The sequence below is a fragment of the Metabacillus sp. KJ11-3 genome, from assembly GCF_055808295.1.
Genome location: NZ_CM147865.1, coordinates 4,859,826 through 4,886,007, shown reverse-complemented (window position 1 = coordinate 4,886,007; position 26,182 = coordinate 4,859,826). Strand labels below are relative to the sequence as shown.

At 37.2% G+C, this 26,182-nt stretch carries 20 protein-coding genes, 1 pseudogene and 2 riboswitches; of the genes and pseudogenes, 5 read left to right on the top strand and 16 right to left on the bottom strand.

All coding sequences use genetic code 11. From position 1 onward, the window contains the following. Together AC0L8O_RS24235 and AC0L8O_RS24230 are read right to left on the bottom strand one after the other, a co-directional pair. Positions 1-630, bottom strand: a complete 630-nt coding sequence (locus AC0L8O_RS24235) for a hypothetical protein (RefSeq protein WP_473445860.1) — start codon at positions 628-630, stop codon at positions 1-3. Beyond that, positions 611-916 (bottom strand): DUF4176 domain-containing protein, encoded by a 306-nt coding sequence (locus AC0L8O_RS24230; protein ID WP_026562400.1) that lies wholly within the window; start codon positions 914-916, stop codon positions 611-613. The genes AC0L8O_RS24235 and AC0L8O_RS24230 overlap by 20 nt, the downstream gene beginning before the upstream one ends. 427 nt (positions 917-1,343) lie before the next feature. On the opposite strand from AC0L8O_RS24230, the gene AC0L8O_RS24225 reads away from it, so the two are divergent. Beyond that, positions 1,344-2,093: a glycine-rich domain-containing protein gene (locus AC0L8O_RS24225; protein WP_473445859.1), complete on the top strand. Its 750-nt coding sequence runs from the start codon at positions 1,344-1,346 to the stop codon at positions 2,091-2,093. A gap of 316 nt (positions 2,094-2,409) precedes the next feature. Here AC0L8O_RS24225 and AC0L8O_RS24220 read toward each other — a convergent pair whose 3' ends face one another. The 5 genes from AC0L8O_RS24220 to AC0L8O_RS24200 all read right to left on the bottom strand — a co-directional run bounded on the left by AC0L8O_RS24220 (position 2,410) and on the right by AC0L8O_RS24200 (position 12,817). Further along, positions 2,410-4,122 carry a methyl-accepting chemotaxis protein gene (locus tag AC0L8O_RS24220; protein WP_473445858.1) on the bottom strand — a complete coding sequence of 571 codons (1,713 nt, stop codon included), beginning with the start codon at positions 4,120-4,122 and terminating at the stop codon, positions 2,410-2,412. A 722-nt stretch (positions 4,123-4,844) separates the two neighbouring features. Beyond that, positions 4,845-5,579, bottom strand: coding sequence for an HAD family hydrolase (locus AC0L8O_RS24215; protein ID WP_473445857.1), 735 nt, complete (start codon positions 5,577-5,579; stop codon positions 4,845-4,847). 1,122 nt (positions 5,580-6,701) lie between these two features. Then, the gene (locus AC0L8O_RS24210) at positions 6,702-8,243 is read right to left on the bottom strand and encodes an IS1182 family transposase (RefSeq protein ID WP_473445856.1); all 1,542 of its coding nucleotides are present in this window, start codon (positions 8,241-8,243) and stop codon (positions 6,702-6,704) included. 184 nt (positions 8,244-8,427) lie between these two features. Continuing rightward, a complete protein-coding gene (locus AC0L8O_RS24205; RefSeq protein WP_473449125.1) occupies positions 8,428-11,844 on the bottom strand; it encodes a family 43 glycosylhydrolase in 3,417 nt (1,138 codons plus the stop codon). 442 nt (positions 11,845-12,286) lie between these two features. Continuing rightward, positions 12,287-12,817 carry a competence protein ComK gene (locus tag AC0L8O_RS24200; RefSeq protein ID WP_473445854.1) on the bottom strand — a complete coding sequence of 177 codons (531 nt, stop codon included), beginning with the start codon at positions 12,815-12,817 and terminating at the stop codon, positions 12,287-12,289. 811 nt (positions 12,818-13,628) lie between these two features. Between AC0L8O_RS24200 and AC0L8O_RS24195 the strand changes: the two genes are divergently transcribed. Then, complete coding sequence (locus tag AC0L8O_RS24195; protein ID WP_473445853.1) at positions 13,629-14,144, top strand: sigma-70 family RNA polymerase sigma factor; 516 nt, start codon at positions 13,629-13,631, stop codon at positions 14,142-14,144. A gap of 480 nt (positions 14,145-14,624) precedes the next feature. Here AC0L8O_RS24195 and AC0L8O_RS24190 read toward each other — a convergent pair whose 3' ends face one another. The 5 genes from AC0L8O_RS24190 to AC0L8O_RS24170 form a co-directional block, all read right to left on the bottom strand. After that, positions 14,625-15,191, bottom strand: coding sequence for a hypothetical protein (locus AC0L8O_RS24190; protein WP_473445852.1), 567 nt, complete (start codon positions 15,189-15,191; stop codon positions 14,625-14,627). A 47-nt stretch (positions 15,192-15,238) separates the two neighbouring features. Next, positions 15,239-16,147: a hypothetical protein gene (locus tag AC0L8O_RS24185; protein WP_473445851.1), complete on the bottom strand. Its 909-nt coding sequence runs from the start codon at positions 16,145-16,147 to the stop codon at positions 15,239-15,241. A gap of 187 nt (positions 16,148-16,334) precedes the next feature. Continuing rightward, the gene (gene ltrA / locus AC0L8O_RS24180; protein WP_473445850.1) at positions 16,335-17,630 is read right to left on the bottom strand and encodes a group II intron reverse transcriptase/maturase; all 1,296 of its coding nucleotides are present in this window, start codon (positions 17,628-17,630) and stop codon (positions 16,335-16,337) included. Positions 17,631-18,170: 540 nt separating this feature from the next. After that, positions 18,171-19,568, bottom strand: a complete 1,398-nt coding sequence (locus AC0L8O_RS24175; RefSeq protein WP_473445849.1) for a DUF5667 domain-containing protein — start codon at positions 19,566-19,568, stop codon at positions 18,171-18,173. A gap of 82 nt (positions 19,569-19,650) precedes the next feature. Further along, positions 19,651-19,737, bottom strand: a riboswitch (cyclic di-GMP riboswitch). A gap of 198 nt (positions 19,738-19,935) precedes the next feature. Beyond that, positions 19,936-20,187: a hypothetical protein gene (locus AC0L8O_RS24170; RefSeq protein WP_473445848.1), complete on the bottom strand. Its 252-nt coding sequence runs from the start codon at positions 20,185-20,187 to the stop codon at positions 19,936-19,938. A 641-nt stretch (positions 20,188-20,828) separates the two neighbouring features. On the opposite strand from AC0L8O_RS24170, the gene AC0L8O_RS24165 reads away from it, so the two are divergent. Beyond that, the gene (locus AC0L8O_RS24165; RefSeq protein WP_473445847.1) at positions 20,829-21,056 is read left to right on the top strand and encodes a hypothetical protein; all 228 of its coding nucleotides are present in this window, start codon (positions 20,829-20,831) and stop codon (positions 21,054-21,056) included. Between the two features lie 69 nt (positions 21,057-21,125). Here the strand turns inward: AC0L8O_RS24165 and rfbB are convergent, their stop codons facing one another. From rfbB to AC0L8O_RS24150, 3 genes are all read right to left on the bottom strand, one after another. After that, entirely contained in the window at positions 21,126-22,145 is a 1,020-nt protein-coding gene (rfbB, locus tag AC0L8O_RS24160) for a dTDP-glucose 4,6-dehydratase (RefSeq protein ID WP_473445846.1), read from the bottom strand. 22 nt (positions 22,146-22,167) lie between these two features. Further along, positions 22,168-22,374: a hypothetical protein gene (locus AC0L8O_RS24155; RefSeq protein WP_473445845.1), complete on the bottom strand. Its 207-nt coding sequence runs from the start codon at positions 22,372-22,374 to the stop codon at positions 22,168-22,170. 147 nt (positions 22,375-22,521) lie between these two features. Then, positions 22,522-23,421 carry an ROK family protein gene (locus AC0L8O_RS24150; protein ID WP_473445844.1) on the bottom strand — a complete coding sequence of 300 codons (900 nt, stop codon included), beginning with the start codon at positions 23,419-23,421 and terminating at the stop codon, positions 22,522-22,524. Between the two features lie 287 nt (positions 23,422-23,708). Here AC0L8O_RS24150 and AC0L8O_RS24145 point away from each other — a divergent pair, with 287 nt between their 5' ends. Next, a complete protein-coding gene (locus AC0L8O_RS24145) occupies positions 23,709-24,116 on the top strand; it encodes a hypothetical protein (RefSeq protein WP_473445843.1) in 408 nt (135 codons plus the stop codon). A 65-nt stretch (positions 24,117-24,181) separates the two neighbouring features. Here AC0L8O_RS24145 and AC0L8O_RS24140 read toward each other — a convergent pair. Next, positions 24,182-24,342 (bottom strand): annotated as a pseudogene (locus tag AC0L8O_RS24140) (carbohydrate ABC transporter permease); the annotation flags it as partial. A 265-nt stretch (positions 24,343-24,607) separates the two neighbouring features. Further along, positions 24,608-24,690, top strand: a riboswitch (cyclic di-GMP riboswitch). A gap of 61 nt (positions 24,691-24,751) precedes the next feature. Between AC0L8O_RS24140 and AC0L8O_RS24135 the strand changes: the two are divergent. After that, positions 24,752-26,170, top strand: a complete 1,419-nt coding sequence (locus AC0L8O_RS24135) for a polysaccharide deacetylase family protein (protein ID WP_473445842.1) — start codon at positions 24,752-24,754, stop codon at positions 26,168-26,170. The last annotated feature ends 12 nt before the right edge of the window (positions 26,171-26,182 follow it).

Sequence of the window (26,182 nt, the reverse complement as noted above, 5' to 3'; positions counted from 1 at the left end):
TTACTTTACCAGTTGTCTTGAAATCAAGTTATCAACACGCTGCAATTCCTCAGTTAATAATCTCGCACTTTTTAACAAGTCTTCTAATCTATTTCTTGCATTTCCCACAATAGAAAAGATCTCCTGCTTCGCTTCCGGCCAAATATCCGCAACATCTCCCCAAGGAAATTCTGTATCAAACATGACATGATCTAGTAATGTATGGAAATCTCCGAGTACTTCATCAAGCGCAGCCATGTTTCCCTCAAAACGATCTGTCGCCTGCTTTAGTGATGCAGGAGTCAGCTTTACTTCATCTTCAATTCTGCTTACTGAAAATGTATAATTCATTTCAGCACGGCTACTCGATCCTGCCGGTCCTCCCGTTGACTCATCAACCGCTTCAACTGCCTTAACAAAGTTCAGGACCGTATCCGCAAAATACAATAAACTGCTGCTGGCTTTGCTAAAAAACGCCAGATTATTCACCATTTTTTCTTGAAGACTTATCGCAGCCTTTCCAGTATGCCGATCTAACTTTTGTTTAAATGTCGTCATATGCTCCAGCAATAAACTAAATTTTCCTTCTAATTCTATAATGAGCAAATGAGTTTTCCCCGGTAAATCCTTATTAAATCGAATTGTCCCCATGATCATCATCCTCACGTTTTTCCGCTTCTGCTAACAAAGCATCCAACTGCATTTCCTTTTCATCAACATATCCGTAATGATACACAACATGAATATCTTGATGATTAAATAAAATAAATTGTTCTTTTGCATCCGTAAATCCGTTCGGATAGTTCACAGCCGCATAGTCCCTGATGACTTGATTTGTTTCTGAAAATAATTGTCTACCTATAATTAATAACCGTCTTGAATCATCATGCAGCCCTACAACACTTCCAACTGGAAGATAATGTTTGGAAAAAATCATGTAAGATCCGCTCCTTATGTTAAAATGAAATACTATGATCAACGAGTTTTTTCCTTATTTTAGTAAAAAGTACACACTTATTCATCTTACATGACGATTCGATCAGGATAAATAGATAAAAATTCACTTTTTTTTATTTGTTTAGACTGAAAAAGTACTACGCAAGGAGATTTCTTACTATGTAAAAATTGAAACCTTCTATAATAAATTATCGTATTAAGATTAAGGATTTTAAGAAAAGATTGGAGGAATTGGTATGGAATGGATACTCCTGGGTGCTGCTGTAATGTTGATTTTATTGATTATCTTTATACGTAAAAAGGTCTCTTTTAAATTTGGTCTATCCCCGGGAACTTTGGAAATAAGGCCAATAAAAGGGTTAAAAAAGCTTAGTGATGACCTCGAGAAGTCCCTTAGTAACAGCTATATGGAAAATGTAGAAGAGAGGGTACATCGAGAAAATAGGCTAAAAGAAAATGAGTACAAGTGGCGCCTCCTGGATTTAAAACGTTATTTTATCTTGACTTCTCTTTTAAAGGAAGCTCCTATGTTTAGCGACAAAGTCGATGAACTGTGGCATCAAATGCTCATGTTTACCCGTGAGTATGATGAGTTTTCAAAGAAATTTTTAGGAACCACTCTACATCACAGTCCAAACGTAAAAGTAGAGCCTGACCCTGATTTGCGGGGATTTTTCGATTGGATCTATGCTGAGCTTTTTTTCATTCGAAGAGAGAATATCCATCTTTATCAGGGATTTTTCAGGCACCCTGTACATCCTGGAATCATTGATGATTTTAAACATTTACCGGAAAATGAACTGATTGATTTATATTTTAAAAGTGATAGCCATTATATGAATACAGTACTCGCACTGATCTCCTCCATGAAAAAAACGGCAAATAATATAAAAAATAATGAAAAAAGTGTGATTCACGACAAAATGAGAAAGTGCAAAAGTGAGCAAAATTTTAACAAAATGATTGTTCCTGTCTTATCTGTTTCATATTTTCATTATGATGAGTTTTCAAGTTACATGAAAATCAGCAAGAAAAGTACATCAACATCAAGTTGTACAAGTTGCGGATCTGCCAGTTCTTGCGGTACAAGTTCATGTAATTCTTGCTCGTCCGGAGGGAGTTCCTGCTCAAGTTGTGGTGGGGGTGGCGGGGATTGATTCTGGTAGATAACCGGATAACTATTCGTTTAGTTTAAGAAGAACAAAAGCTGGTCCACCTTGAACAGCCTAGGGCAAATAAGACGATTTAGAATAGGAGGCGTTCTTTGCCTTCAATTCTAAATTGGCTTATACCTAGAGGGGCTAGGCGCTGGATGTCGCGCGCATATCCACAGTTCAAAGAATTTATAATTTCCTAAACAATACTAAAAAGAGAAGTGCCTGTGACACTTCTCTTTAAAATTCTGCGGTCAGGGAGATGGTTTAATGATTCTTGCGAGAAATCGGGACAAGGAACCTGTCCCCCTGTACCAAATTAGATGTTAAATTTCTTCATTAGGTTTTGTAAGTCGTCTGCTAGTGTTGCGAGTGATTGGGAGGAGGCTGAGATTTCTTCCATTGATGCCAGCTGTTCCTCGGTTGCGGCTGAGATGTTTTGTGTGATAGATGCTGATTCTTTTGCCACTTCGCTTACTTCATTGATTGAGCCTGTGACGTGCTCTGTACCTGCCGTGAGGTCTTTTACCGCTTTTGAAATGTCTTCTATTTGTGAAACAACATTGTTTACGGCGATATCAATTTTTTGGAATGAGCTGCCGGCTGTGTTGACAACTTTGATACCTGAGTTTACTTCTTCAGATGCCTTATTCATTGTGTTTAATGTGTTTTCAGCATCTTTTTGGATTAATGAAATTAAGTTTGAAATTTGCTCAGTTGATTTATTTGATTCTTCTGCAAGCTTTCTTACCTCATCGGCTACAACCGCAAAGCCTTTTCCATGTTCTCCTGCTCTAGCTGCTTCAATTGCCGCATTTAAAGCCAATAGGTTTGTTTGCGCTGAAATTCCTGAAATCACATTGGAGATTTGGCCAATTTCAGATGTCCGTTCATCCAGGCTTTTTACTGCCTGTGATAAGCTTGTTACGTTCGTATAAATGGAATCCATCTGCTTATTTACTTGCTCGATTGCCTGGTTTCCATCTTGAGACATTTTTGAAGCATGTAACACATCGTTGGTTATTTTTTCTGTATTATCAAAAATCGATTTTGTATGATCCATGATGTCGTTCATCACTACAGAGCTTTTATCGACATTTTGAACCTGTACATCTGAACCGGATGCTAATTCTTGAATAGTGATCGTGACATGCTCACTTGCCTTGGTGCTTTGTTCAGCACTTGCACTTAGTTCTTCAGCAGCCGATGCTACTTGCTGTGTGGAATCATTGACAGTCGCAAAGATCGATTGTAGTGTTGTTGACATTTGATTAAATGAGGAAGTTAACTCACCCATTTCATCTTTCGATTGATAGCTTCCCTTGCCTGTGAAATCTCCATTTTCCGCTTTTGAAAGCAGACTCTTCATTTCGTGAATTGGTTTTACAATCATACGCGCGATGACTGTGCTAAGTACGACTAAAAGAATAAGTGCAATGATGATAATGATGAAAACAAACGTCGTTACTTGGTCTACTCTTTCTTTGTTCTCATCGTTAATTGACGTAGCGTAGGTCAAATTGTTTTGCTGCATACTCTTTAATGTTTCATTTAATGCTTTACGATTTGGCTCAACAGATTGCAGATACAAATCATATGCATCTTCATTTTTATTCTCAAGAGCTAATTTAATCACTTGATCTCTCGTCGAACTTAATGCTTGAGCCTTCATTTTATATTCATCAATTAATTTCACATTTGCAGGACTCAAATGTTTCCCTTCTAAATCATTGATAACGGCATCTGCTTCTTCCCAAGCCGACGTAATTTCATCGCGTAATTCTTTATTTCTTTCCGGATCTTTTGTCACAAGCAGTTCAATTGTATACGCATCACTTGCTCTTGCATTCACTCGGATTTGCATGATTGAGTTAAGCGGGATAAGACTATCCTTGTACATTTCCTCCGAATCTTTCGCCATCTCTTTAATATAATGCAACCCCAAATAACCAACTGTACCAAGTGCTAATGCACTGACTATGATGATGATTAGCAGCTTTTTCATCATATTTAAGTTTCTTAATAGCTTCACTTCACGATCTCCCTCTGTTTTTATTTTTCATTTTTCTATCTACCTTTAATATCGGTTTCAGAAGGGAGGTTGTTGAGGGTGAAGCGACTTTTTGTTGTTTGGCAATTCATGGGACAGAGGGACAGGTTCATTGTCCCTGCCCCAACTGCCCAAGTTTGTTTGTAGAAGGCGAATAATTTGCGAGTAAATGTGCTATAACTGAATTTTTATTTCATTAGATAAGTAACCACCGTAGAATTCCATCAATCACTTCCGCAACAATGATAATTAACATGATAAATAAAACAATAATAATAGAAGGTATACTGTAGTCATATTTATCAGTACTCATTTTCACACCCCTTTATTATAAGAGAGATAAGATATTTTTCTAAATGTCTTATCTCTTTCATTTTTATATCACATGCAAAAAAATAATAATTGAAACTGGCAAACTACCAGTTTTGTCTTTTAATGAAAATTAGTTTAATAGGAAAGAAAGATAACAACAGTGGAAGAACATATAGAAGTGGAAAACAGATCTAAAATTAAGGGGTTACTAGACGGAGCGAAACGAGGACCTTAAATATATCGAACAACAAAGAAATAATTCACCTAAGCTCAATTCAATAAATTCCCATCCTCTCCTTCCTTAAAGCCAGGGTGTTTCCTTTTCGAATAATTATTATGTATGATGGGAATTTATGAAAAAGAGAAGTGCACGAACACTTCTCCCAGCATTATTATTTTGAGTGGTGGGACGATGAACCTGTCCCTCTGTCCCTAAACAAATCCAGAAGCTCTTTTGCATGATGTACTTCATGGTCGGGCGTGAAGGTGGCGTTTTCAGGTAATGCTCTTTTTCGGTGGTTCATCCAGATTGCCTGCCAGCCGACTTGTTTTGCTCCGATAATATCTTTTTCAAAAGAGTCACCGATATAGACTGTTTTGGTTTTATCTAGTCCTAGTTTTTCTTCCATGATTTCAAAGATCTCTCGTTTCGGCTTTGCGTATCCATGCGTGCCGGAAATGAAGATATTTTCTGCGGGAATCCACTTGGTAAGCTTTAACTGTTCAATCTTTTTTGACTGGTGCTTTTCTTCTCCATTTGTCAGGATCGCTAGCTGAGTTCCTTCCTTGTGAAGAGCTTCTAATAATTCTTCTATTTCATTAAATAAGATGATTTTCTGTTGTTCCTCCACATAAAGGTGATGAAATGCTTCGGCTTTTTCTATATCTATTGGGATATTAAACTCGTTACATGCCTTGATAATCCGTCCAGTTTGCCATTCAAATTGGGTGATTTCACCCGCTTCACTTTGATCAAATAGGATTTCGCTATGCTTTCTACTTACTCTATAAATTTGATCAATCTCTTTATCTGTAAACGATCCTTCAAACATTTTTCTAAATGTCTGATGAAAGGATCGTGCTTGGTCATATAGTGTGTCATCTACGTCGAAAATGATTGTGTCCATATTTGATACCCTCCTTATCCTCTACTCTCATCATAACACGAATCATAGGGGTGAATTTATATGAACGAATAAAGAGCCAACAGGTATTGTTGACTCTAGATAACTTCTTTCATTTATCAAATTTAACAAACAAGAATACAATGAATAGGTAAAAAAGCAGTAAACCTGGAATAACAAATAAAGCTTGCGTTTCACCATCTATGAGCATAGCACATTCATCCTAATTTTTTTGCTTATTATTCCCAAAGCACAATTCTAAAATGTATACATTGCTAAAAATCTGTAAGAAGAACTTCTCTTTTTTAGCTGCTTCTTTTAAAAGTGCTAATTCAAATTTCATTGTATGATAACTGTTTATTGTTTCTGTTTAAGCGCATAAAAAAAACAGTTCCATCGCATAGAACCGTATTCTTCATTCATTTTATTGGGTGATTTCTGGTGGGTATCCTGATTCACCTAAAGGTATGTGATAAAGGTAAGAGCTAAAATGAGAACGGTAAAAAAGATCACTATATAAGATGAAAACTTAAAATCATATTTTCCTTTTTTAATTACGTTAAAGATTAGATCAACTAACTTATTAATACTGAATTTTTATTTCCTCTGGTGGTGTAGTCTCATTGACCAGATTCCGTGAAGAATTTTGACTTTGAGTCTGTCCTGTGAATCCTGATAACCGTTACTTGATAACCCAGTAACCGGGGAACTTTCACTTTATTTGAAGGTTTATCCCATGTATAATAAGAATATAATAGAAAAGAGAAGTGCGCTAACACTTCTCCCTGCAACCTCTACCGTCAGGGTGGTGGTTGTCAAAGTTGATTTATTTCTTTTGAGAACCACCCTTTTGCTTCCTACGGCGCGGGGTGGTTTTCTTGTTGTTTCGTAGAAATTCAAGAAATGTTTCCATAATTATCACCTCCTTTCCTCCAAAAAACAGAAAGAAGAGCGACAACCAACCACCCTCACAATATTCAGTTGCAATCTAATCTTATCATAATCTATCTATTCAAAAATCTATCCACCTTCGACAAATTTCGATTGATCCTTTTGATAATATCTTTGAGTGAGTGGGACAAGGAACCTGTCCGAGACCACTGAAAAAGTGTCCTTTTTAAATGCTCATTTTAAGAAATCGACGATTTCTATCTCTAGAATCCAGAAAATGGAATAAAAAATGGCTATACGTGTCTTTTTAGAGGATAGTATCGCTGCTATCCTCTTTAAATTTACTGCTAATGCGGTTATTTTTGCTTGTAAGGCCACGCTTTTTAGATCGTACCCCCTGGCACGATCTAACCCGTGGAAATTCTTCATCTCACCATTTTTCCATTCGTGAGAAGCTCTTTCCCGATATTTTTCTTTGAATTCATCTGACTTTTGTTGTTGGCTGTACTCATAGAAATCTGGAGTATTGATCCCAACCTCTAAAACTTTTCCTACAGTTTTACCAGAGATACAAACATCTCTAAATGGGCAATTTCTACATGTTTCCTTTTTGAAGTAATAACGATAGGATTGTCGATTTTTAGTCTTTTTGTGGTATTTCCTTACGGAAATATTCCCCTGGATACAGAACCATTCATCAGAATCTTTATTGTAGCTGTATAATGCTTCATTTACTCTATAGGCCATTTCACTAACTGGTATGTATGCCGTGGCTCCAATTTCCTTTATTCTATCTAGTATATTCTTGCGGAAGTATGCCTTGTCGGCCAATAATTCATTTATTGTAATACCGCCTTTTTTTGTCTGTTCCAATAACTTGTCAAACATCTTACCATCCACATAGGCTCCATTATCAACATGGACTGCAGTAATAATTCGCTCTTTCGGCATCATCATAAATTCAGTTTTATAGCCAAAGAAATGAGAGGTTTTACTTTTATGTCCTACTCTAGCGTCTAGATCGACAATTGAACGAACTCCTTTTTGTTCCAAAAATTTAGGGTCCTCCAGAATTTCTTGCGCAACCTTTAGTAATTTCTTTACCTTGGAGCTGTTTTGTATTTCTGTATGTTCTTCTACGCTTGTAATTGTCTCTTCGAGATAAGATTTCATGGTTGCCTTTGCTTCTTTATGATCTTCTATTTCTTTATAATCTGGAATTTCTTGATTTATTTCCTTTGGTACTTCACCATTTTCGCTCTCGATAGTTTTAAAAATCTTTTTAGCTAGACGCTTCATTACTCTTTCTGCAGTACATTTAAATGTATTAGCTACTGTGTGAGTGGTATCAATGCTTAATCCAGATCCCTCTAGAATCCCTTTATCAACACATTGTTTTACGATTTTAGAGATGATGTCATCGATCGTTAAATTTCCTTCTAATTTATTCTTACGAAACTTAGTCAAAAGGCTTGGATGAGGTAGATCATCTTCGGGGTTAATGCCAAGAAAATACATGTAAGCAAGATTCAATGAAGCCTCTTCTATGACGCGTTCATCTGATAGGTTATAAAGATATTGTAAGACTAAAAGTTTCACCATAAGCTCAGGCTCTTTTGCCGGTCTACCATAATACTTACAATAGGTTTTTTCGAGTTCTCTGTTAATAAAACTAAAATCTAATTCATCTTTAAGAATTTTAAGTTGATGATTTTCAGGAATTTTATTGTATAATACTGAATAGATGCTTAATTGCATATCTTTGTCTTTAAGCATAAAAAGAAAACCTTCCTTCTTTGATTAATTGTTTCTTGGTCGATTCAATTATACCAAAAGTAGGAGGGTTTTCTTTTTTATTGTACTGTTTTTTTACATATTACCAGTATTTAGGGGGCGTTTTTCAGTGGTCTCAACCTGTCCCCCTGACCCACTCCCGACCAAGAAGAAGCGATCTCTTTCCCTATTTTAACTCCTCAACCAACTGAGTTAGTAATTTAGCATTGTCTTTTGTTATTGATTTCCCGCTTTGGGCTGATAGTTGGTTTGTGTATGCTTTTAGTTTTCCTTCCATGGCTTGTTTGTTCCCTTTTTCTGCTGATTGTTTTGCAGATGTTAGTTTTGTTGTTAGGGAGTTGGCGATCCCTTCATTTGTAACAAAGGTTTGTGTTAATCGGCCTAGGCTGTCGAAGTCTACGGTTACTGTGAAGATATGTTCAACTTCGGCTTTATTTCCGGCTTTGTCTGTGGCTGAAGCGGAAATTTTGTTTTCGCCTATTTTGAACGTGTAAGCAGGTCCTTCAACTTTTTGACAGTTTGCTTCTTCAACCCCTGATAATTCGTCAGTCGCCTCACAAGTGATTGAGATAGTGGCATCGACTGTATATTCTTCATTAGCTGAAAACTCAATCACAGGGGCGGTTGTATCTAATGTAATCTGCTGCTGATAGGTATCACTTATGTTTCCTGAGCCGTCTTTGTATTGAATATATACTGTTTTTTCTCCATCACCACTAGGTAATTCCATGTTTTTAGATGTTGTGTAGTTTTCCCAGTCAGTCCAGTTTTCTGAATCTGTTGAGATTCTGAATTGGGTTACTTCGCTTGCGTCATCTTCTGCATTGAGGCTAAGGCTGACGTTTCGTTTATTTGTATATTCTACACCTTCATTGATTGAAAAGTCTCCAGTTGGTGCTGTTGTATCTTTTGGTTCCTCTTCGACGATCATTATCCAGCTAATTTGCGGGTCTGGAGCGTTTGTATTACGTACTGTTACATCCAATAGCCCATCTGTGATCTCAACATCATAACCAAGAACATCATAGGAATCTGTGAATGTATAGTTCTCTGTTCTGACTTCGTCGTTTATGAGGATGTTTGCTTTTCTCGAGCCTTTTGTCGATGAATACCAGCGATCATAAAGGCCTGTGTATACCGTATATTTCCCGTTTTCTAGTTGGAACTTATAGGTAAGGTCTTTACCGTTGCCGCCAATAAGGTATCGTAATGCAGAGAAGAGATCATCTCCTTCACCGCCGGCAGGTGCTGATATATCTCCAACATAGCCCCATGTTTGGCCTTTGTCTGGTTCATACATCTGGTCGATCGTTTCTTTATTTACGAGTGTATCCTGCATATAGGAAGACCATGTTACATAATCCTTTGTTTTAGCTCCTCCAGCATGGACAAAATATTTCACATTGTCAGGTATCACAACAATTTCTGCTCGAATGACTTTGTTTGACACTTCAGAAAGTGTACCTTCAACCACTACCGTACCTGGTGTAGAGAAATCGTCCGCGTTTATCTCCCATGTAACCGGTGTATCCATTTGCTTGCCTGAATACGTCACATTAATCTCATTTGGTAGATTTGGAACTTCATTTAGTGATACTTTTTCAGGTAATTCGGTGTTGATTGTTACTCTGCCCATTCGATTTAACGTATCCAAATTCCACTCATCATACCATTGTAAGATGATTTCATCTTCATCTCCAAATTCAATTGGAAGCCAGATATATCTTGAGTTTGCTAGGTCATTTTTGTTCCAGCGATCGCCCATATAAATATATTTACCATTCTCACGATCAACTGGGATGACGTACGTACTTTGTGACCCAAATGTTGTCGAGGCTCCATCTCCAACTGACGGATCACCCATTGGCTTCCATTCTCCTAAAACAGAGTCAGCCACATGGTATCTTGCCGGGTTTGGGTCCCATCCTGTTGCACCAGATGTGATTAAATAGTATTTCCCTTCATATTTGAACATAGCCGGTGCTTCACGGTGTCCATCGTAAATGGCGCGCGTAAAGTCTTTTCCATATTCTTCCCCGGCAATTGCTGTGTACTCTTCATTTAGTTTTGAAATATATAATGAATAATTTTCTTCACTTGAATAGATGATATAAGCCGTACCATCATCGTCTACAAATAAGTTCATATCGCGGGCCATTCCTGTGTTTTGGACCTTGTAAGGGAATCCTTCAGGCACTTTGTTTAAGCGATTGCTTTCTAAAAATTCAAAAGGTCCTGTTGGTGAATCACTGATCGCCACACCGGCTTTTGCTTTTGCATAGTTCGCATCAGAACCTTGATAAGGTCCGTCTACATGCAGCCATAATACATACTTATCTGTTTTCTCGTTATAAATGACCTTTGGTCGCTCTAAAATACCTCGTGCTGTATTAATATCACTGAAAATAACATCCTTTTCTTCAGCTGATCTATTTTTATATAACTCTTTAAAATATGGATCTGTATCTAAATCTTCACGGGTTTCAACCGCACGCATGACAACGCCTTCATCTTTCCAATTATATAAATCCTTTGATGAATAGGCATGAACACCTGTTGCAGGAAGGTATCCATTTGTTTTATCTTCTCCATACCAGTAGTAGGTTTCAGTTTTTTCATCGTACATTATGCCGCCGCCATGGGCCTGAATGATATTCCCATTCGTATCTAACCAAGGCTGCCCTGGTTTAAATGAATCATTTGGCGTGTTAACCATCAGTCCAGCGATCCCGTCATTTAATTGTTTAATAGCCGTTCGAATCTTTTCCTGGACTGCTTTTGTTGCTACATCTAATCCATTTTCATTGATATCTTGAATCAGTGCCTCGGCTTTCGTAATGGCAGTGTTTAACTCTTCAATTCCTTTCGGATAGTAAACATCCGTCTTTTCCGCTTCTATTTTTGCCTCGGCCATTTTGTCTTCCAAGTCAGACACTGGAATCACCACATACTTTTTTATCATAATATAATTCACTAATGGATCATTATAGTTCGTTAAAGCAGCTGAAGCTGGCCCCTGAATTTTAAGGTCTAGTTCACCATCTGTCACTTCGAGTTGATGATACGTGAATTCTTTTTCTTCGCTATAACTGCCAATCTCATAATCACCTTGAGACAGGTTTTGTCCCTCACCCATTATATTGACGCTTCTTCCACTCCATGGATTTTTAAATCCTACTAAAATATCATACTCGCCATCTGGTAACTCAAACTTGTATTCAATGGCTTTATCACGTGTTTGAGGACCGTTGTAATAACGTAATGTCGTCTTTTTATCTGTTTCGTTTCCATCAATCACCGAAGTAGACGTTGTTTGCGTTACTAATCCCCACTTCTTCCCTGTCTTTGCGTCTACACCGTAGGGTTGTTCTGTTTTACTTGAATAAAGCCCTATTTTGTCTGTACCTTCAACAGTGTCAGGTGTTTTATCACCTGCATTGACAAAATATAGGATATAGTCATTATTTTTTAGTTCTTCGTCTGTAAAATCGTCTTCACTTTCTGCTGCGGAAGCTGGTGTCATCGAAAAATGGGTTCCTAAGATAATGGCTAGTGTTAAAAGAAGACAAACGATTTTTCGCATGTTGGACAAACTGATTCCTCCTTACATTTTTTGTTAGGTTTGAAATGAAACATAAACATTGAGAACAGCTTTAGCCTGAGTAGTAAGTAAATAAGAATTCCTAGGATGTTGGGATCTGGAGGTATGTAGGGATGGTTGCGAAAAAGTATTTGAATAGAGGGGAAAGAGTTAAATATGCTATGTGATAATATTGCAACCGCTTTCAATATAATACCTGAACAGTAATATTGTCAATACTATTTGATTTACTGATTGTGAATATGCTTCGTTTGTCCTGTATTTTGTGTTTAGTTGGGATGAGATTAGGATAAATGGTGGGGATTTTCGGATTTGACTAGTGGATTAAAAGAGTTTAGCGGTTGTTTGCAATCGGTTTCAAAATAACAGTTTATCATTTGACCAGGACTTGACCGAGAGGGACAGGGAACCTGTCCCCTTGTCCCTAATATTCTTCCCGGTCTTCTGCGATCATGTTTAGTCGTTTTATGTTATTAGATGTTTTTTGGCGAAATTGATATGTAGTGATTAGGTGTCCTGCTTTTTCTCTTCTGCGTTCCAGGACGCTTTTGCTGATGTTTACTTCAAGTTTTACTTGGTTATGAAAAATAATGGTGGAGCTTGGTCCTTTTGAATCAATATCTCTAATATGCTGGTAGGCTACCCATGCTGTGTCCTTTTTCATGGGTGATCCTAGTGGGATCATGCAGTATTTCAATGGTATGCTCACCATGATGGGAAGGTTTTTTTGTCCCTTTAAGATTGATCGTGCTGACTTAAGACTCCCGTCGAAACTTCCCCCATAATACACACAGCTTTCATTTAAAACGTAATATGTACTTTCTTCTAGTTGAATCTCTCCGAATGTTTCCAATAATCTACTATGTAGATGTCCTGTATTAGTGTAATGAGGGATTATGGCCATTGTTGATTCTGTAATAATTTCCTGATTATGAACCTGAAGGTTATAGTTCATGTTTGTGTTCCTCCTTTTCTCGATATAAATGCTTTTTATTTTAAAAGGAGTTAGATATAATACCAATATAGTTGGTATTAATCCAACTAGAGAATTCCTTAAGCACTATACCCGTCAAAGTTGATGTGCTTAGGGGTTTTTTTTCCTCCTACATAAACACCACCTCCTTCAGTGACTGATCTATCTTGTTAACAAAACACTATTATGATCATTTTTTCGTTATTTAAATACTGTCTATCTGCTTGAATTACTGCATGTATATATATTTGCACTGTAATTGGGAAGGTTTCTATCTTTAATGGCAAGTTTGTTCATTACGAGTAAAATCGTGGTGGTTACTGAAGATATTACTTCGAGTGCTCCTTTTTTATTCGAGGTGTCAAAGTGTTTGAGATGAGAGCTACTGACTAAAGTTAGACTTTTAGTCTAGTCCTTAGTTCCTCTTTCATAAATTTCCACTTATATTATAACGGTAAATTTTACCTATTGGTATCGTTTTTCTTTAAAATTATGTAAAGGTTTTGTATATTTCACTTTTATATTAAATTCAAGTATTTTACCTTATTTGAAAGCCATATTAGGTTAAATAGTTGTTCTCCTCCTCCATCCCCTTTTCACCAAAAAGCAGTATATCGCTCATTTCCCACCTCACTCCCCCTCAATATGCCCCATATCCCTAAGGAAAATGCCCGATATTAATCCGAACCCCTTTCCCATTCCATCCATATTGAAAATGTCTCTAATCTCAATATCTTGTTATCCTCAAACTACCGCGGAATACATAAGAATGCATTCTTAGAAGGATTCTTTCATGTACGAGGATGCGAGATTTGAAGAATTGCATCAGCAATTTGAGCCGATGATTTATCATGCTATGAGAAAATTAGGGATTTACAAAAACAGACACGAGTTTTATCAAGTCGGATGTATTGCCTTGTGGGAAGCCTCCCTTCGATTTAATAAGGACAAAGGGGAATTTAAATCATATGCTTATTCATATATAATTGGACGAATGAAAAGTGCTCTTACAGAAGATAAGAAGAAGGAAGAAAGAGAAAGTCATAATGAAGACATATGGGTTGAAGATGAAACAACTTATGGGGATTTTTCTACTGTTTTATGGGATTCTCTGTTTGAAAAGGTCTCTTCTCTATTATCTGAAAATCAACGTAAATGGGTGAAAGCTTACTGTTTATATGGAAGTACCCCGGGTGACATTGCTGAAGATGAAGGGGTTTCAGTTGCTGCGGTGAAAGGATGGCGTAAGGAAGCGATTCGTAAGATGAGGGAGTATTTTGTTCATTATCATTATGGAAAAATGAAATAGTCGATGAATAGAGTATAGGTGTCTACCTACTTATATTATCTGACCATGGCCTGATCAAGTGGGACGACGTACCTGTCCCCTTGGTTCAAAAAAGAGCCGGAGTTTCAAGACTCCGGCTCTTCATTAAAAACTTATTCTTCTACAACTTCTACTTCCGTAGTAGCTTCTTCTTTAGTTGTATCTTCTTCAACAGCTACAGCATGAACTGCAGAGTTTTCATTTGCATGAGATTTTGCTGTTTCACTTGCGTGTGCATTTGCTTGTGCTTCTGCTTTGTTTACAGGAGATGGATTTACCTTTTCTACTTCTGTTTCAATCTCTTCAGCTGTTTCTGTTGGTTCCTCTTCTGTTACTACTTCTTCAGTTACTTCTGTTGGTTCCTCTTCTGTTACTACTTCTTCTACTTCTGTTTCAACTTCTTCAGCTGCTTCTGTTGGTTCCTCTTCTGTTATTACTTCTTCTACTTCTGTTTCAGCTTCTTCAGTTGCTTCTGTTGGTTCTTCTTCTGTTACCTGCTTCTTCTACTTCTGTTTCAACTTCTTCAGTTACTTCTGTTGGTTCTTTTGTTACTGCTTCTTCTACATCTGCTTCAACCTCTTCAGCAGCTTCTGTTGGTTCTTCTGCTACTGCATGAACTGCAGAGTTTTCATTTGCATGTAGTTTTGCATGTTCACTCGCATGTTCACTTGCTTGTGATTTTGCTTTATTGGCAGCAGATTTATTTTCTTTTACTTCTTCTACAACAGCTTCAGTTTGCTCTTCTTCTGTTACCTCAGGTTTTACTTCAACTTCTGTAGCAACTTTTGTTTTTCCATGTACGGCAGCATTTGGTGCAGCGTTTTCTTTTGCTTTAGCACTAGCATTCACACTTGCCTGCGATTTATTTGTTTTCACCTTTTTGTCTGAAGCATTTTCAACTTTTACCGTTTTTACTGCTTTTGCATCTGCTGGAGCAGCTGCTTCACTAATTTGTCCTCCTGCAAAAACACCAACTGATACGATTCCAGCTAACACCAACGATTTTACTACATTATTTTTACATTTCATTTTATATGTCTCTCCTTTTTCTTTTAAAAATTTATTTGCGTTCACTTTTAAATAAAGGGAGATTCTTGTGGTGGTGGAGATGGAGGTGCATGATCCCATTGGTTGCGTAATTCATATTGACGAGAAACAAATGGCTGAATTCGTTTCAAACTTAGATACTTCTCTGATTCTAGTAAGAATTTATCAAAAATACTACTTGTGTACGACCCATTTCCTGAACGATCCTTTGATGATGTTTCTGGTGCCTTTTGTTTAGATAAAGAGTGAATACTTACCTTTGCATAAAGACTGTTATCCGGAATTGATGGAAGGTTCTTTTTCTCTTTACCATTAGGCTTCTCTGTTACATCTTCAGGTGCTTTCAGGAGTTTAACAGTTTGATTATCATCTGGTACATCAAGGATTTTAGAATATGCCTTTTTGATATTCTTTTCTTCACTAACAGACTGTGCAGTTTTTTTTGAGCTTTGTAAAACATTCACTGAAGCTTCCTTTGACGTCTCCTTCTGCTTTTCATTCGTTCGTGTTTTTCCCTTATTTTGATCAGAGACAGACCTATTAACTGTTTGCTTCGTTTCTTTTTCAGTAGTATGTATATCTTTCAAAACTTTTTTACTATTTTGCTTACCTTCTTCGACTATTTGCTCCGCCTTTTCATTTGCTTTTTCTGGCAGTGGCAACTGATCCTTTTGTTTAGCTTTTTCACTGGCCTGAGCAGGAATGACTTTGATTTTCTCAACCACTTTCTTTGCAGGTTGTTTCGGCTCAGACTTCTCCGAATTTCCCTGTGAAGAAACTTTCGGTATAGGCTTTAAATCTTTCGCCGTTTCAACGATTTCTTTTGTTTTACTAGCCTTCTGTGTTTGATCAGGCTTTTCAGCAAAAGCTTCGCAAGGAAAAAACAGCCCTGCACAAACAATAGAACCCAATAAAAGTAAGCTCCTTATTTTCATCATTTCACCACCTTTCGTCGGAAAGAAATGAATACACTCATACTATTTCAACAAAATTCAGCATTTTTTGTCCGTTTGAATGTCTATTTGCAACAAAACGAGCCTTTTCTCCTAAAACGGGTCAGGGGGACAGGTCCGTTGTCCCTGTCCCCTACTCTATCATTGTGCATATGCATGTTTAACTTCAAAATTATGATCGTTCTCTAAGCAAGTGGGTCAAGGAACCTGTCCCTCTGTCCCATGATCGAGTAGAGGGAAGACCCCTCTGCTTTAGTCTTTTGTTTGAGATTGCTCTTTGAACAACTTTCGATAAACCGATGTATCGATAACCTCTTCGACAGAAGGTTAATCCCTTCGCCTCTCCCTCAGGGATTCCTAATTGGATAAGCGATTTGATTCGTTTCTTCGATACCTTCCATTGCTTCCATATGATGACTCTAATTCTGGAGCGAAGCTTCTTATCTATCTCAGTCTTTGCTTTTTTCATATTCGAGATTCTAAAGTAGTTAACCCACCCAAGTATGACTTGTTTTAGTTTTAAGGTTCGGTAGTCTAGCGAAACACTCCAATTTCGCTTTGTTAATTTTCGAAGCTTCCTTTGAAATTTTTGTATTGACGTTGAATGGGGTTTTACTTGGTATTTCTCATTCTTAAAATCGTAATAATATCCAAATCCTAAGAATTTCAAATCTTTTGGACGGGAGATTTTACTCTTTTCTCCGTTGACTATTAACCCTAATTTATTTTCTATAAATCTCACAATTGATTCCATCACTCTATTCGCTGCTTTCTCACTCTTCACGAAGATTAGGGCATCCTCAGCGTATCTCACGAATTGGAGTCCTCTACTTTCTAGCTCCTTATCAAGTTCGTTCAACATAATATTACTAAGCAGTGGGCTTAGGTTTCCTCCTTGCGGAGTTCCAACTGGTGTTTCTACATATTTTCCATTCACCATAACTCCACTGACAAGATATTTCCTTATTAGGGAAATGACATCTCCATCATCTATTGTATTAGAGATGATCCGCATGAGTTTATCGTGATGAACTGTATCGAAAAATCTTTCAAGGTCAATATCCACAATCCAATCGTATCCATCATTTAGAAATTCCAAACTTTTAATAATTGCCATCTCACAACTTCTTTTTGGTCTAAAGCCATAACTGAATTCACTGAATTGCTTTTCAAATATTGGACTGAGAACTTGATGAATGGCTTGTTGAACTACCCTATCCACTACTGTTGGCATTCCCAATTTGCGCATCTTACCATTTTCTTTTGGGATCTCCACTCTTAAGGCAACTTGTGGTTGGTACTTTCTTGTTCTGATGCGCTGACGTAGCTCATCCTTGTTCTCTCTCAGATATTGTTTCAGTTCATTGACCGTTATTCCATCGACCCCACTAGCACCTTTGTTTTTATATACACGCAAGTAGGCTTCATTCATATTTTGATTACTTAGAATTTGTTCTAAAAGTTCCACACTCGTTTCTCCTTTCCTCTCACGTAGTAAGTGATAGCTCCATTTTGGTTATCCTTTGAGGTACGCTCATACTTTCACCATTAACACATTCGGAGTATGTCACTTACGCATTCGTGGTGTTGAAACACTATAAATTGTTCAGCCCTTCATGAAATTACTTCACTACTATGGCTTCTGCTGACTTCTTGCGGCTAACCTTTTTCGACTGTACCCTTTGTACATCCGCAAGATCTCCCAGGGTAAGACAACCATCTTTCCTCTTTTACTCGCCTGATCTACTTTACAAAGTTACGCACATCTTTTGGACTTTAACTTGTTTGGGAGTCTTATCCCTTTGTAAAGCCTTAGTATCAGATTTCTGTTCGTCGAGCCAAGATTTTATTCCACGCTTCCTCCAGCCCTTATCTCACGATAAGTACCTTGCGCTTCCTTAGTGGTTGGTCGATGTGTACCCCTCAGTGGACTTTCACCACCTAGATAGTTGCCATGCCTGGCACACCAAAAATAAGGGAACAGCAAGTACTGTTCCCTTGTTTAACCTTATTCTTTTTCAGATTGTTTTTTTGCTTCTTCTTGTTGTTTTTCCCTAGCTTTTTTTGCTGCTTCACTTGCTTTCTCTTCTTGCTTCTTTATTTCTTCAGCGCGCTTTTGTGCTTCTTCTCGTTGTTTTTCTTCAGCTTTTTTTGCTGCTTCCTGTGCTTTCTCTTCTTGCTTCTTTATTTCTTCTGCACGTTTTTGTGCTTCTTCTCGTTGTTTTTCTTCAGCTTTTTTTGCTGCTTCCTTCGCTTTCTCTTCTTGCTTCTTTATTTCTTCTGCACGTTTTTTCACTGCTTCTTGTTGTTTTTCTTCATCTTCTTTTGCTGCTGCGTTCTTTGCTTTCTCTTCCTGTTTCTTTATTTCTTCAGCCTTTTCTTCTTTATCTACACTATTAGATTTATTTTCTGTGCTCTTGACACTTGTTTTTTCATGAGATTCCTCTAAAACTTCATCGGCCTCTTCATTAAGTTCTTCAACAACTTCAGCTTGTTCTTCTGCTAACTCTTCATTATTTTCAGCAAGCTCTTTTTGATATTCTTCTTCATCAATTTCACCTGATGCTAATTTTGCCTCTAATTCTGTACGTTTTTGATTAGCCTTTTGCTGCTTTTCTTCTAACTTAGCTAACTTTCTATTTATTTTCTCTTCAAATTTCTTCTGTGCATGAATAATATTTTTTTGAAGAGCTTCTTTCGCTTTTGGATTTTCTACTTTTTCTAATGCTGTTTGTAGAGCAAGCAGATTAGCCGCAAATTTGGACTCAAGTTCAGCACGTATTGGGTCAACTGGGGCTTTTTCTCCTGAAGGGTCACCTTCAACAGCTTCTGTTTGTTCATTATTAGTAGCTGGTGTTTCATCAGATACTGGCAGCTCAAATTTTTCTAATGCCAATTCTTGTTGTTCAATTGCTTTTTGAAGCATTTCATTAGCTAGCTCTTCCTCACCTTGAGCTAGTAATAATTCTGCCTCTTTGATGCGTTCTTCAACATATGTTGCTAGTAATTCGGCTTCTTTTACTTCATCAAACGTGAAAGCCAATTGTACATTTTCCTTTAATTTTTTTACAAAATAAAAGAAATCACCTGGTAAAAGTGTTGATTCTACAATCGTTGAATGATCATTCGTATCCTCTACATTTGACTTTTCTGTTTCAGTTTCTGCCGAATCTACTTCATCTTCAGTAGCGGTTTCTAATTCTTCATCCACCTGATTTGATGGCTCAACTGTTGAATCTGTTATTGTTTCAACTGTTTGCTCTTCTTGAACAGCTTCTTCTGCAGAAACTGGTTCTCTCTCATGATTATCCGCTAATGCCTGTCCAGTTCCAAAAGAAAACATAAATACTGCTGCAATCATACTTGTAGCTAGAACATTTCGAATTCCTGCAAAATTTTTCTCCATAAAAAAATTCCTCCAACATAAGTTTATATTCGGAAGAATCTCGAATGAACTCTATTAACTTAAGTTTATTCTCCATTCTTCATTTGGTAGTCCAGCCATCCTAGTAAATTCTTACCGTAGATCTGTGACTTTGCGTATCTACCTTTCGATAGAGTTGCCTTTTTCAAATGAGGAACGAAATTCCTTTATTATTTCCGTTCATCATTATCTAAATATAAATATACTAGAAAAGAAAACAAATAAACATACACCTTTTCTTGGAAACTTGGTGGGATACCATTGAAAACTTAAAATTGACACTGTGAAAGGAACCCGTCAACTTGGACCAGTGGCTTCCTTACTCACTATGATTTCACCCTTTAAAACTTTATGTTTTACGTTGCAATTCAGGGTACTTCTTTGCCCAGTACTTTGTTCGAAAAATATGGAGTCCAATTGCAGGCATAATATTAAAGACAAAAATAACAAAGTTAACAACTATCCAATCTTCCGTCGTTTTATTTGGATTCCCTCCTAATAAAACAAACCCAGTTAATAAACCAGATGCAAATAATACACAACTTCCAATAATAAATGCTGCATTTATACTCTTAAGTAATCTTATTTTTGATTGCTTCATAGAAACTCCTATTCTTCATTTTCTGCATAAATTAATTTTCCCCTTATAAAAAACATAATTGTATGAGCAGCATGTAATACTGCCAGGTAGACCGTATGTTTCATGAAAAAATCAAGGTCAATCGGATTTGCATTTACCAGATTCTTTGATTAAAAAGCATAAACTCTGATCTTATCAAAGAGTTCAGGATTTGCGTTTTTCCTAACTCTCTATTATCGCTATTAGATTATAACTATAATTTAATTGCTTTGTCATACTTTTTAATCTGTTTGTAAAAGGTGAATAACATTCCTTCTGTATGATTGATATACCTTTTAAACATCCTAGGAGCAACCACACATGAAAAAATTAAAATCAATCCTTTGTTTTTTTACGTAGATACCATAAATACGATTATTACACTTAATAGATTGTGGAAAGAAAAAATAAATCATATAAAACCCCCGGTTTTATCGACCGGGGGTTTTACATTCTCACTGCCTCTTCCTGCCTTAAATTTCTGAGTACAGTTGGTGGGTCAAGGTACCTGTCCCTCCGTCCCATCTTAATAAAACCTTTAAATGACATTAACTAAATTTACAATTTCATCCTGTATGATAAGAAGTGTATAGTAAATTAGACATGGTAAAGGAGATAGAGATATGGATGTAAAGGATATTCTTTCTAGTAGGGTTATCCACTTTGCTAGTATGTTTAATGAAGAGGTTGAGTTGGGAGTAATACAGTATCCTGATCATTATTATGTGTACGCGTCGATTTGTAATGATCGTGGGGAGTTTTTGGGAAGAGGAATAGACAAAGTTGAGAGGGATGCTGCTCGTCAGGCGCTTAAGAAGCTTTATATTGACGCATATGATAGTTTTAAGTGAAGAAACCAAGGGGAAATTTCCCCTTGGTTTCTTCGTTCGAGCATACTACCTATTATCCTTTACTACTACTTATAAAGAATATTGCTTCTCAAAGTAATTCTGATATTCACCACGTAAAATCTGCTCCCACCACTCCTGGTTATCCAAGTACCATTGGATGGTTTGAGCAATTCCAGTTTCAAAGTTATACGTTGGTTTCCAACCTAACTTCTCTAGCTTAGTAGGGTCAATCGCGTATCGCTTATCATGACCTAATCGATCTTTTACAAATTCAATTAAGTCTTCTGATTTTCCTAATGTTTTAATAATGGTTTTCACAACTTCTAAATTTGTCCGTTCATTGTGTCCACCCACATTATATACTTCTCCATTTTCACCTTCGTGTAAGACTAGATCAATGGCAGAACAATGATCTAATACATGTAACCAATCACGAATATTCTTTCCGTCATCATACACAGGTGCTTTTTGTTCATTTAACACACGTGAGATGGTTAAAGGAATTAGTTTCTCCGGGAATTGATATGGTCCATAGTTATTGGAGCAACGAGTAATATTAACAGGTAATCCAAATGTTTCGTGATAAGCACGAACTAAAAAGTCTGAAGATGCTTTACTTGCACTGTATGGGCTATTTGGCTGAAGTGCAGTTTCTTCCGTGAAGAAAGTTGTTGGATCAAAGTCCAGCTCTCCATATACTTCATCAGTTGAAACATGTACAAACTTTTTCACATTAATGTTTTTGCTAGCATCCAGTAATACTTGGGTACCAAGAACATTCGTACGAACAAACACTTCTGGATCTGTTATCGATCGATCAACATGGCTTTCTGCAGCAAAATGAACAACGTAATCAAACTTTTCTTTCTCAAAGAGATTAAGAATTGCTTCACGGTCTGCAATGTCTGCTTTTATAAAGTAATAATTATCTTTGTTTTGGATATCTTTATGTTTTGTCAGATCTCCCGCATATGTTAGTAAATCTAAGTTATAAATATCATAATGAGGATATTTATTTACCATATAATTAACGAAGTTTCCGCCGATGAAGCCTGCTCCGCCGGTTACAAGAACTTTTTGTTTAGCCAATATTACACCTCTTTCCTAGCTATTACTTTAGCTGAATAAAGAGAGTTACCCCATTAATATTTCGTACCCACACCTTTTTGTCTACCTTTTTCGGTTCTAGCATTTCATCAATATGTATAAGATCAGAGCCGAGTAATGCTGTTAATTGGGTAAGATCGATTAGTTGATGTACTTTTTTCTCATCATGTTGAAAGATGACATTAATTCTACCTGGTGAATTTGAGACCATATTTATCCTCCTTCTATTTTCTTTTTATGTTTCACAGAAGGAGGTGATTTTAATCGATTTTTTTATATAAAAGGTTTCTAATGACAGTCTTTTCGGTTATACCCCTTCTACATATCTGTTGGTTTTTGTGCTTTTACATAAACGTAATTACCCTTGCGGTAGCAGCCCAGCTCCTACGAGACCTGCCTTTTGATCTAATACGGCCGGCTTAATGACTAATGTTTCCTTTAAGCTCGGATACACATACTCTCTTGTTTTTTCAATCAATGGCTTTAGAATCAAATCCTTCGATTTCATGACTCCTCCACCAATGACAATGACTTCCGGGTTTACCGTATGAACAATGTTTGCAAGTCCGATAGCAAGATAGTTGATGGCTTCATCAACTATTTCCTGTGCTTGCTGGTTGCCTTGCTCTGCAAGCTCGAACACGCCTTGGGCACCGTTTGGTATATTTAGTCTCTCTTTTCCGATTCGACCAATTGCCGTTCCAGATGCAAGTCCTTCTAGTGCACCTTTGTTTAACCCTGGACCTTGGTAAGCATCAGGACTTGGATTCACGATCATGTTTCCGATTTCCCCACAGTTTCCTTGGGCACCTGAGACAAGCTGGCTGCCTAAAACATAGCCTCCGCCGATTCCTGTGCTGACGGTGACAAAGAAGACACTACTTGCGCCTTTGCCTGCTCCGAGTGTGGCTTCGGCAAGAGCTGCTGCGTTGGCGTCGTTTTCTAGCAAAACTTGCATACCTATTTTTTCCTCCAGCATGTCCACAATCGGGACGTTTACCCAGCCTGGTAAGTTTGGCGGCTCAATGATGATACCTCTGCTCGGGGATAATGGGCCGGGTGAGCCGATTCCAACTGCTTTGATGTCATATTGCGATTTTAGATCATTGATGGCATCTGCCATGTTGCTGATGGTGAATTCCGGACCTTTTTCTGGTTCTGTTGGGCGGCTTTGCTCGTTGATGATTTCTCCTTTTTCATTAAACAAGCCGATACGCAGGTTTGTTCCGCCTAAGTCAATGCCGATTGTATACATCATAATCCCCTTTTCTATTCGTATTAAGTATTTGTTATCTATAAGTTTACCAACTCCCCAAATAAATGAAAGCGTTATTTTTCCTTCTATTATATATATTTATGTTTCTATCATTTTATACTCCTGGCAAATAAAATACTAAAAATGGTATGATTGAATTTATGTGATGAAAGCCCTGAGAATGGAATCGACAGAAGGACCCATTTTTCTCTTCCATATACTGACAGACTTTTTTCATCCTTTTGTCTAATCTAGTTAAATAGAGTAAGAGAATGATGGAGGTCTTGTTGATGAAGCTTGAAAGAATTATTTTAGTGATACTTGTTATCCTATTACTAGTAGGATTTACATATGGAGGACATTCTTCAAGATATGAAATTGCTGCGTCAATCAAAAATTATGGTGATGGGTGGGAAGTTGTTGAGGATGATCGGCATGCTCCTCTGAATATTGAGAAAGTCGTCACTGAACAAACGCGAGTTCTTATCTATTATAAAAGTTGTACAGAGAAGATTCACTCCTTTATTGTCACTCCAGATGAAACGATGATTGCTGGTGGATATCGTGTTGGAGTGTCTGCCGCAAATGGGGTTGCTTCTATTTATATTTATGATAAAGAAGGAAATCCAATAAACCCGCATGAGTATGTTTCTGAAAAGGGAAATATTTGGGTATATGGTGTATTTAGTTTGAATTAAGGATTTCAAATAGCGATGTTCTTTTCACCAAAAGGCAGTTCCCTTCTCGGAGACTGCCTTTCCCCTTATCCTTTCACAGATCCAGTCAATAACCCTTTTACAAAATACTTCCCTAATAGAATATAAATTTATAATGTAGGCAATGCCGCTAACAGTGCTCCAGCCATCTGCACTTTCAATAGACAATCTGACTTCCAGAAAGATTTTGCAACGCCACCATACTCGGCTAGTTGATCGGACCTGACTGCCTGTACCCTCATGAGTAAGCATTTTCTAGCATTGTGCCTAAAAAGGACTAATTGACTATATTGATCTATACAATCTCATAAAGAAGTACCTATGGTAAGATATGTCCAGACTTTTTGACAAAATCCTACTTGAATGAAGCGAAAAACCCTTTATTATGTTAAAAAGCACTAGAAATCATTGAATAATATCAGTTAAAACCTTATAATAATTTGTGAAAATAGTACTATCTAAATCGTTTCACTTATAATTCTGGTGTGTTGAACAATTTGCTGTATGTGGGCGCCTGGCAAATTGGGAGCAAGTGGCGCAACCGTCCAATCTATTTGGGCGGTTTTTTTAGTTTGGAAAGCAGATTTGCCAAAAATAAATAAGGAAGTAGAGTGTGAATGAAAAAAATCTATATCGTATTCTTTTGCTTAATCGTCATGACTTTGACAGGATGTGCATTTAAAAAGAGTGAACCGGAACTTACTGCTGTTTCACCCAAAGTGGAAATACCTAAAAAGGAAAAAGAAGCAAAACCAGCTATCACGCAGATAGCTACAACAGAAAAAAAGATGGCACTAACTTTTAATGGACTTTCAGACAAAGAAATGATGCTTAACTTATTGGATGAGTTAGATCGGCTAGGTATTAAATCCACCTTCTTTTTACAAGGGATGAGGGTAGCTGAGGACCCGGAATTAGCAAGGGAAATTTTGGCGAGAGGCCATACCATTCAAAATAATACATTGAACCATGTGTTACCTAACAAGGTAAATTATGAGGAAGCATATGTTGAAGTAGCATTAGCGAACAAAATTTTTCAAGAACATCTAAACATTCAACCATCATTTATCCGCAGCCGTTCTGGTGATTCCTCTCAGTCCCTGGAAGAAGCTGCAGCACAGCTGGATATGCAGGTCATTTCCAACACGATTAATCCTCAAGATAGCAAAATGCAAAGTGCTGAAGATATTGCAGCATATATTAAACAATTTTCAAACCGTGGAGCTATTATTCAGCTTAACACATACATTAACCCAGAAGTCATACGGGCGATTGAACTCATTTACGATGATGCAGTTGCTGCAGGGTATACTCTGACAACATTTGAAGAAGTGGAAAAAGGTCATTATTTAACGGAAGAAAATCCAAGTACAAATCATCTTGCGATAAATCCTGATTATGATGAAAGTAAACCTGCTATTATTGACAAATTTTCTACAAAAGAAAAAGAAATCGCTCTAACATTTGATGATTGGGCTAGTGATGAAGGGATTTCTAAAGTTTTGGACATATTAGATACCTATCATATTAAATCAACATTCTTTTTGATAGGAACGGGTGTCGAAAAAAATCCTCAATTAGCTAAGCTTATTGTAGAGCGTGGACACGAAGTGGCTAGTCACTCATATAGCCATAAGGTAGTTACAGAAATGGATCCGTTAGATCTTCAAGAAGATCTTGTTAAAAATGATCAAGTCCTATCATATGCCTTACAAGAGAGGCCTGTAAATTATTTTAGACCCACTCAAGGTATTCTTGATACTGAATCAGCGAAGGCTATTACAGCGACAGGGATTGACTATATTATCCAATATGATGTTACATCACTGGACTGGGATATGTCCCGTTCTGATCAAGAGATTTATAATCGTGTAGTAGATCGAGTCGAGCCAGGGAGTATTATCACCATGCACATATTAGATAAATCACACACAGTGACGGTATTGCCAAGCATTATCGAAAACCTGCAACAAAAGGGCTACACTTTTAGAACAATATCAGAAATGATCACTAAAAATATTGAAGGAGGCAGCTAGTATCTTAGCTAA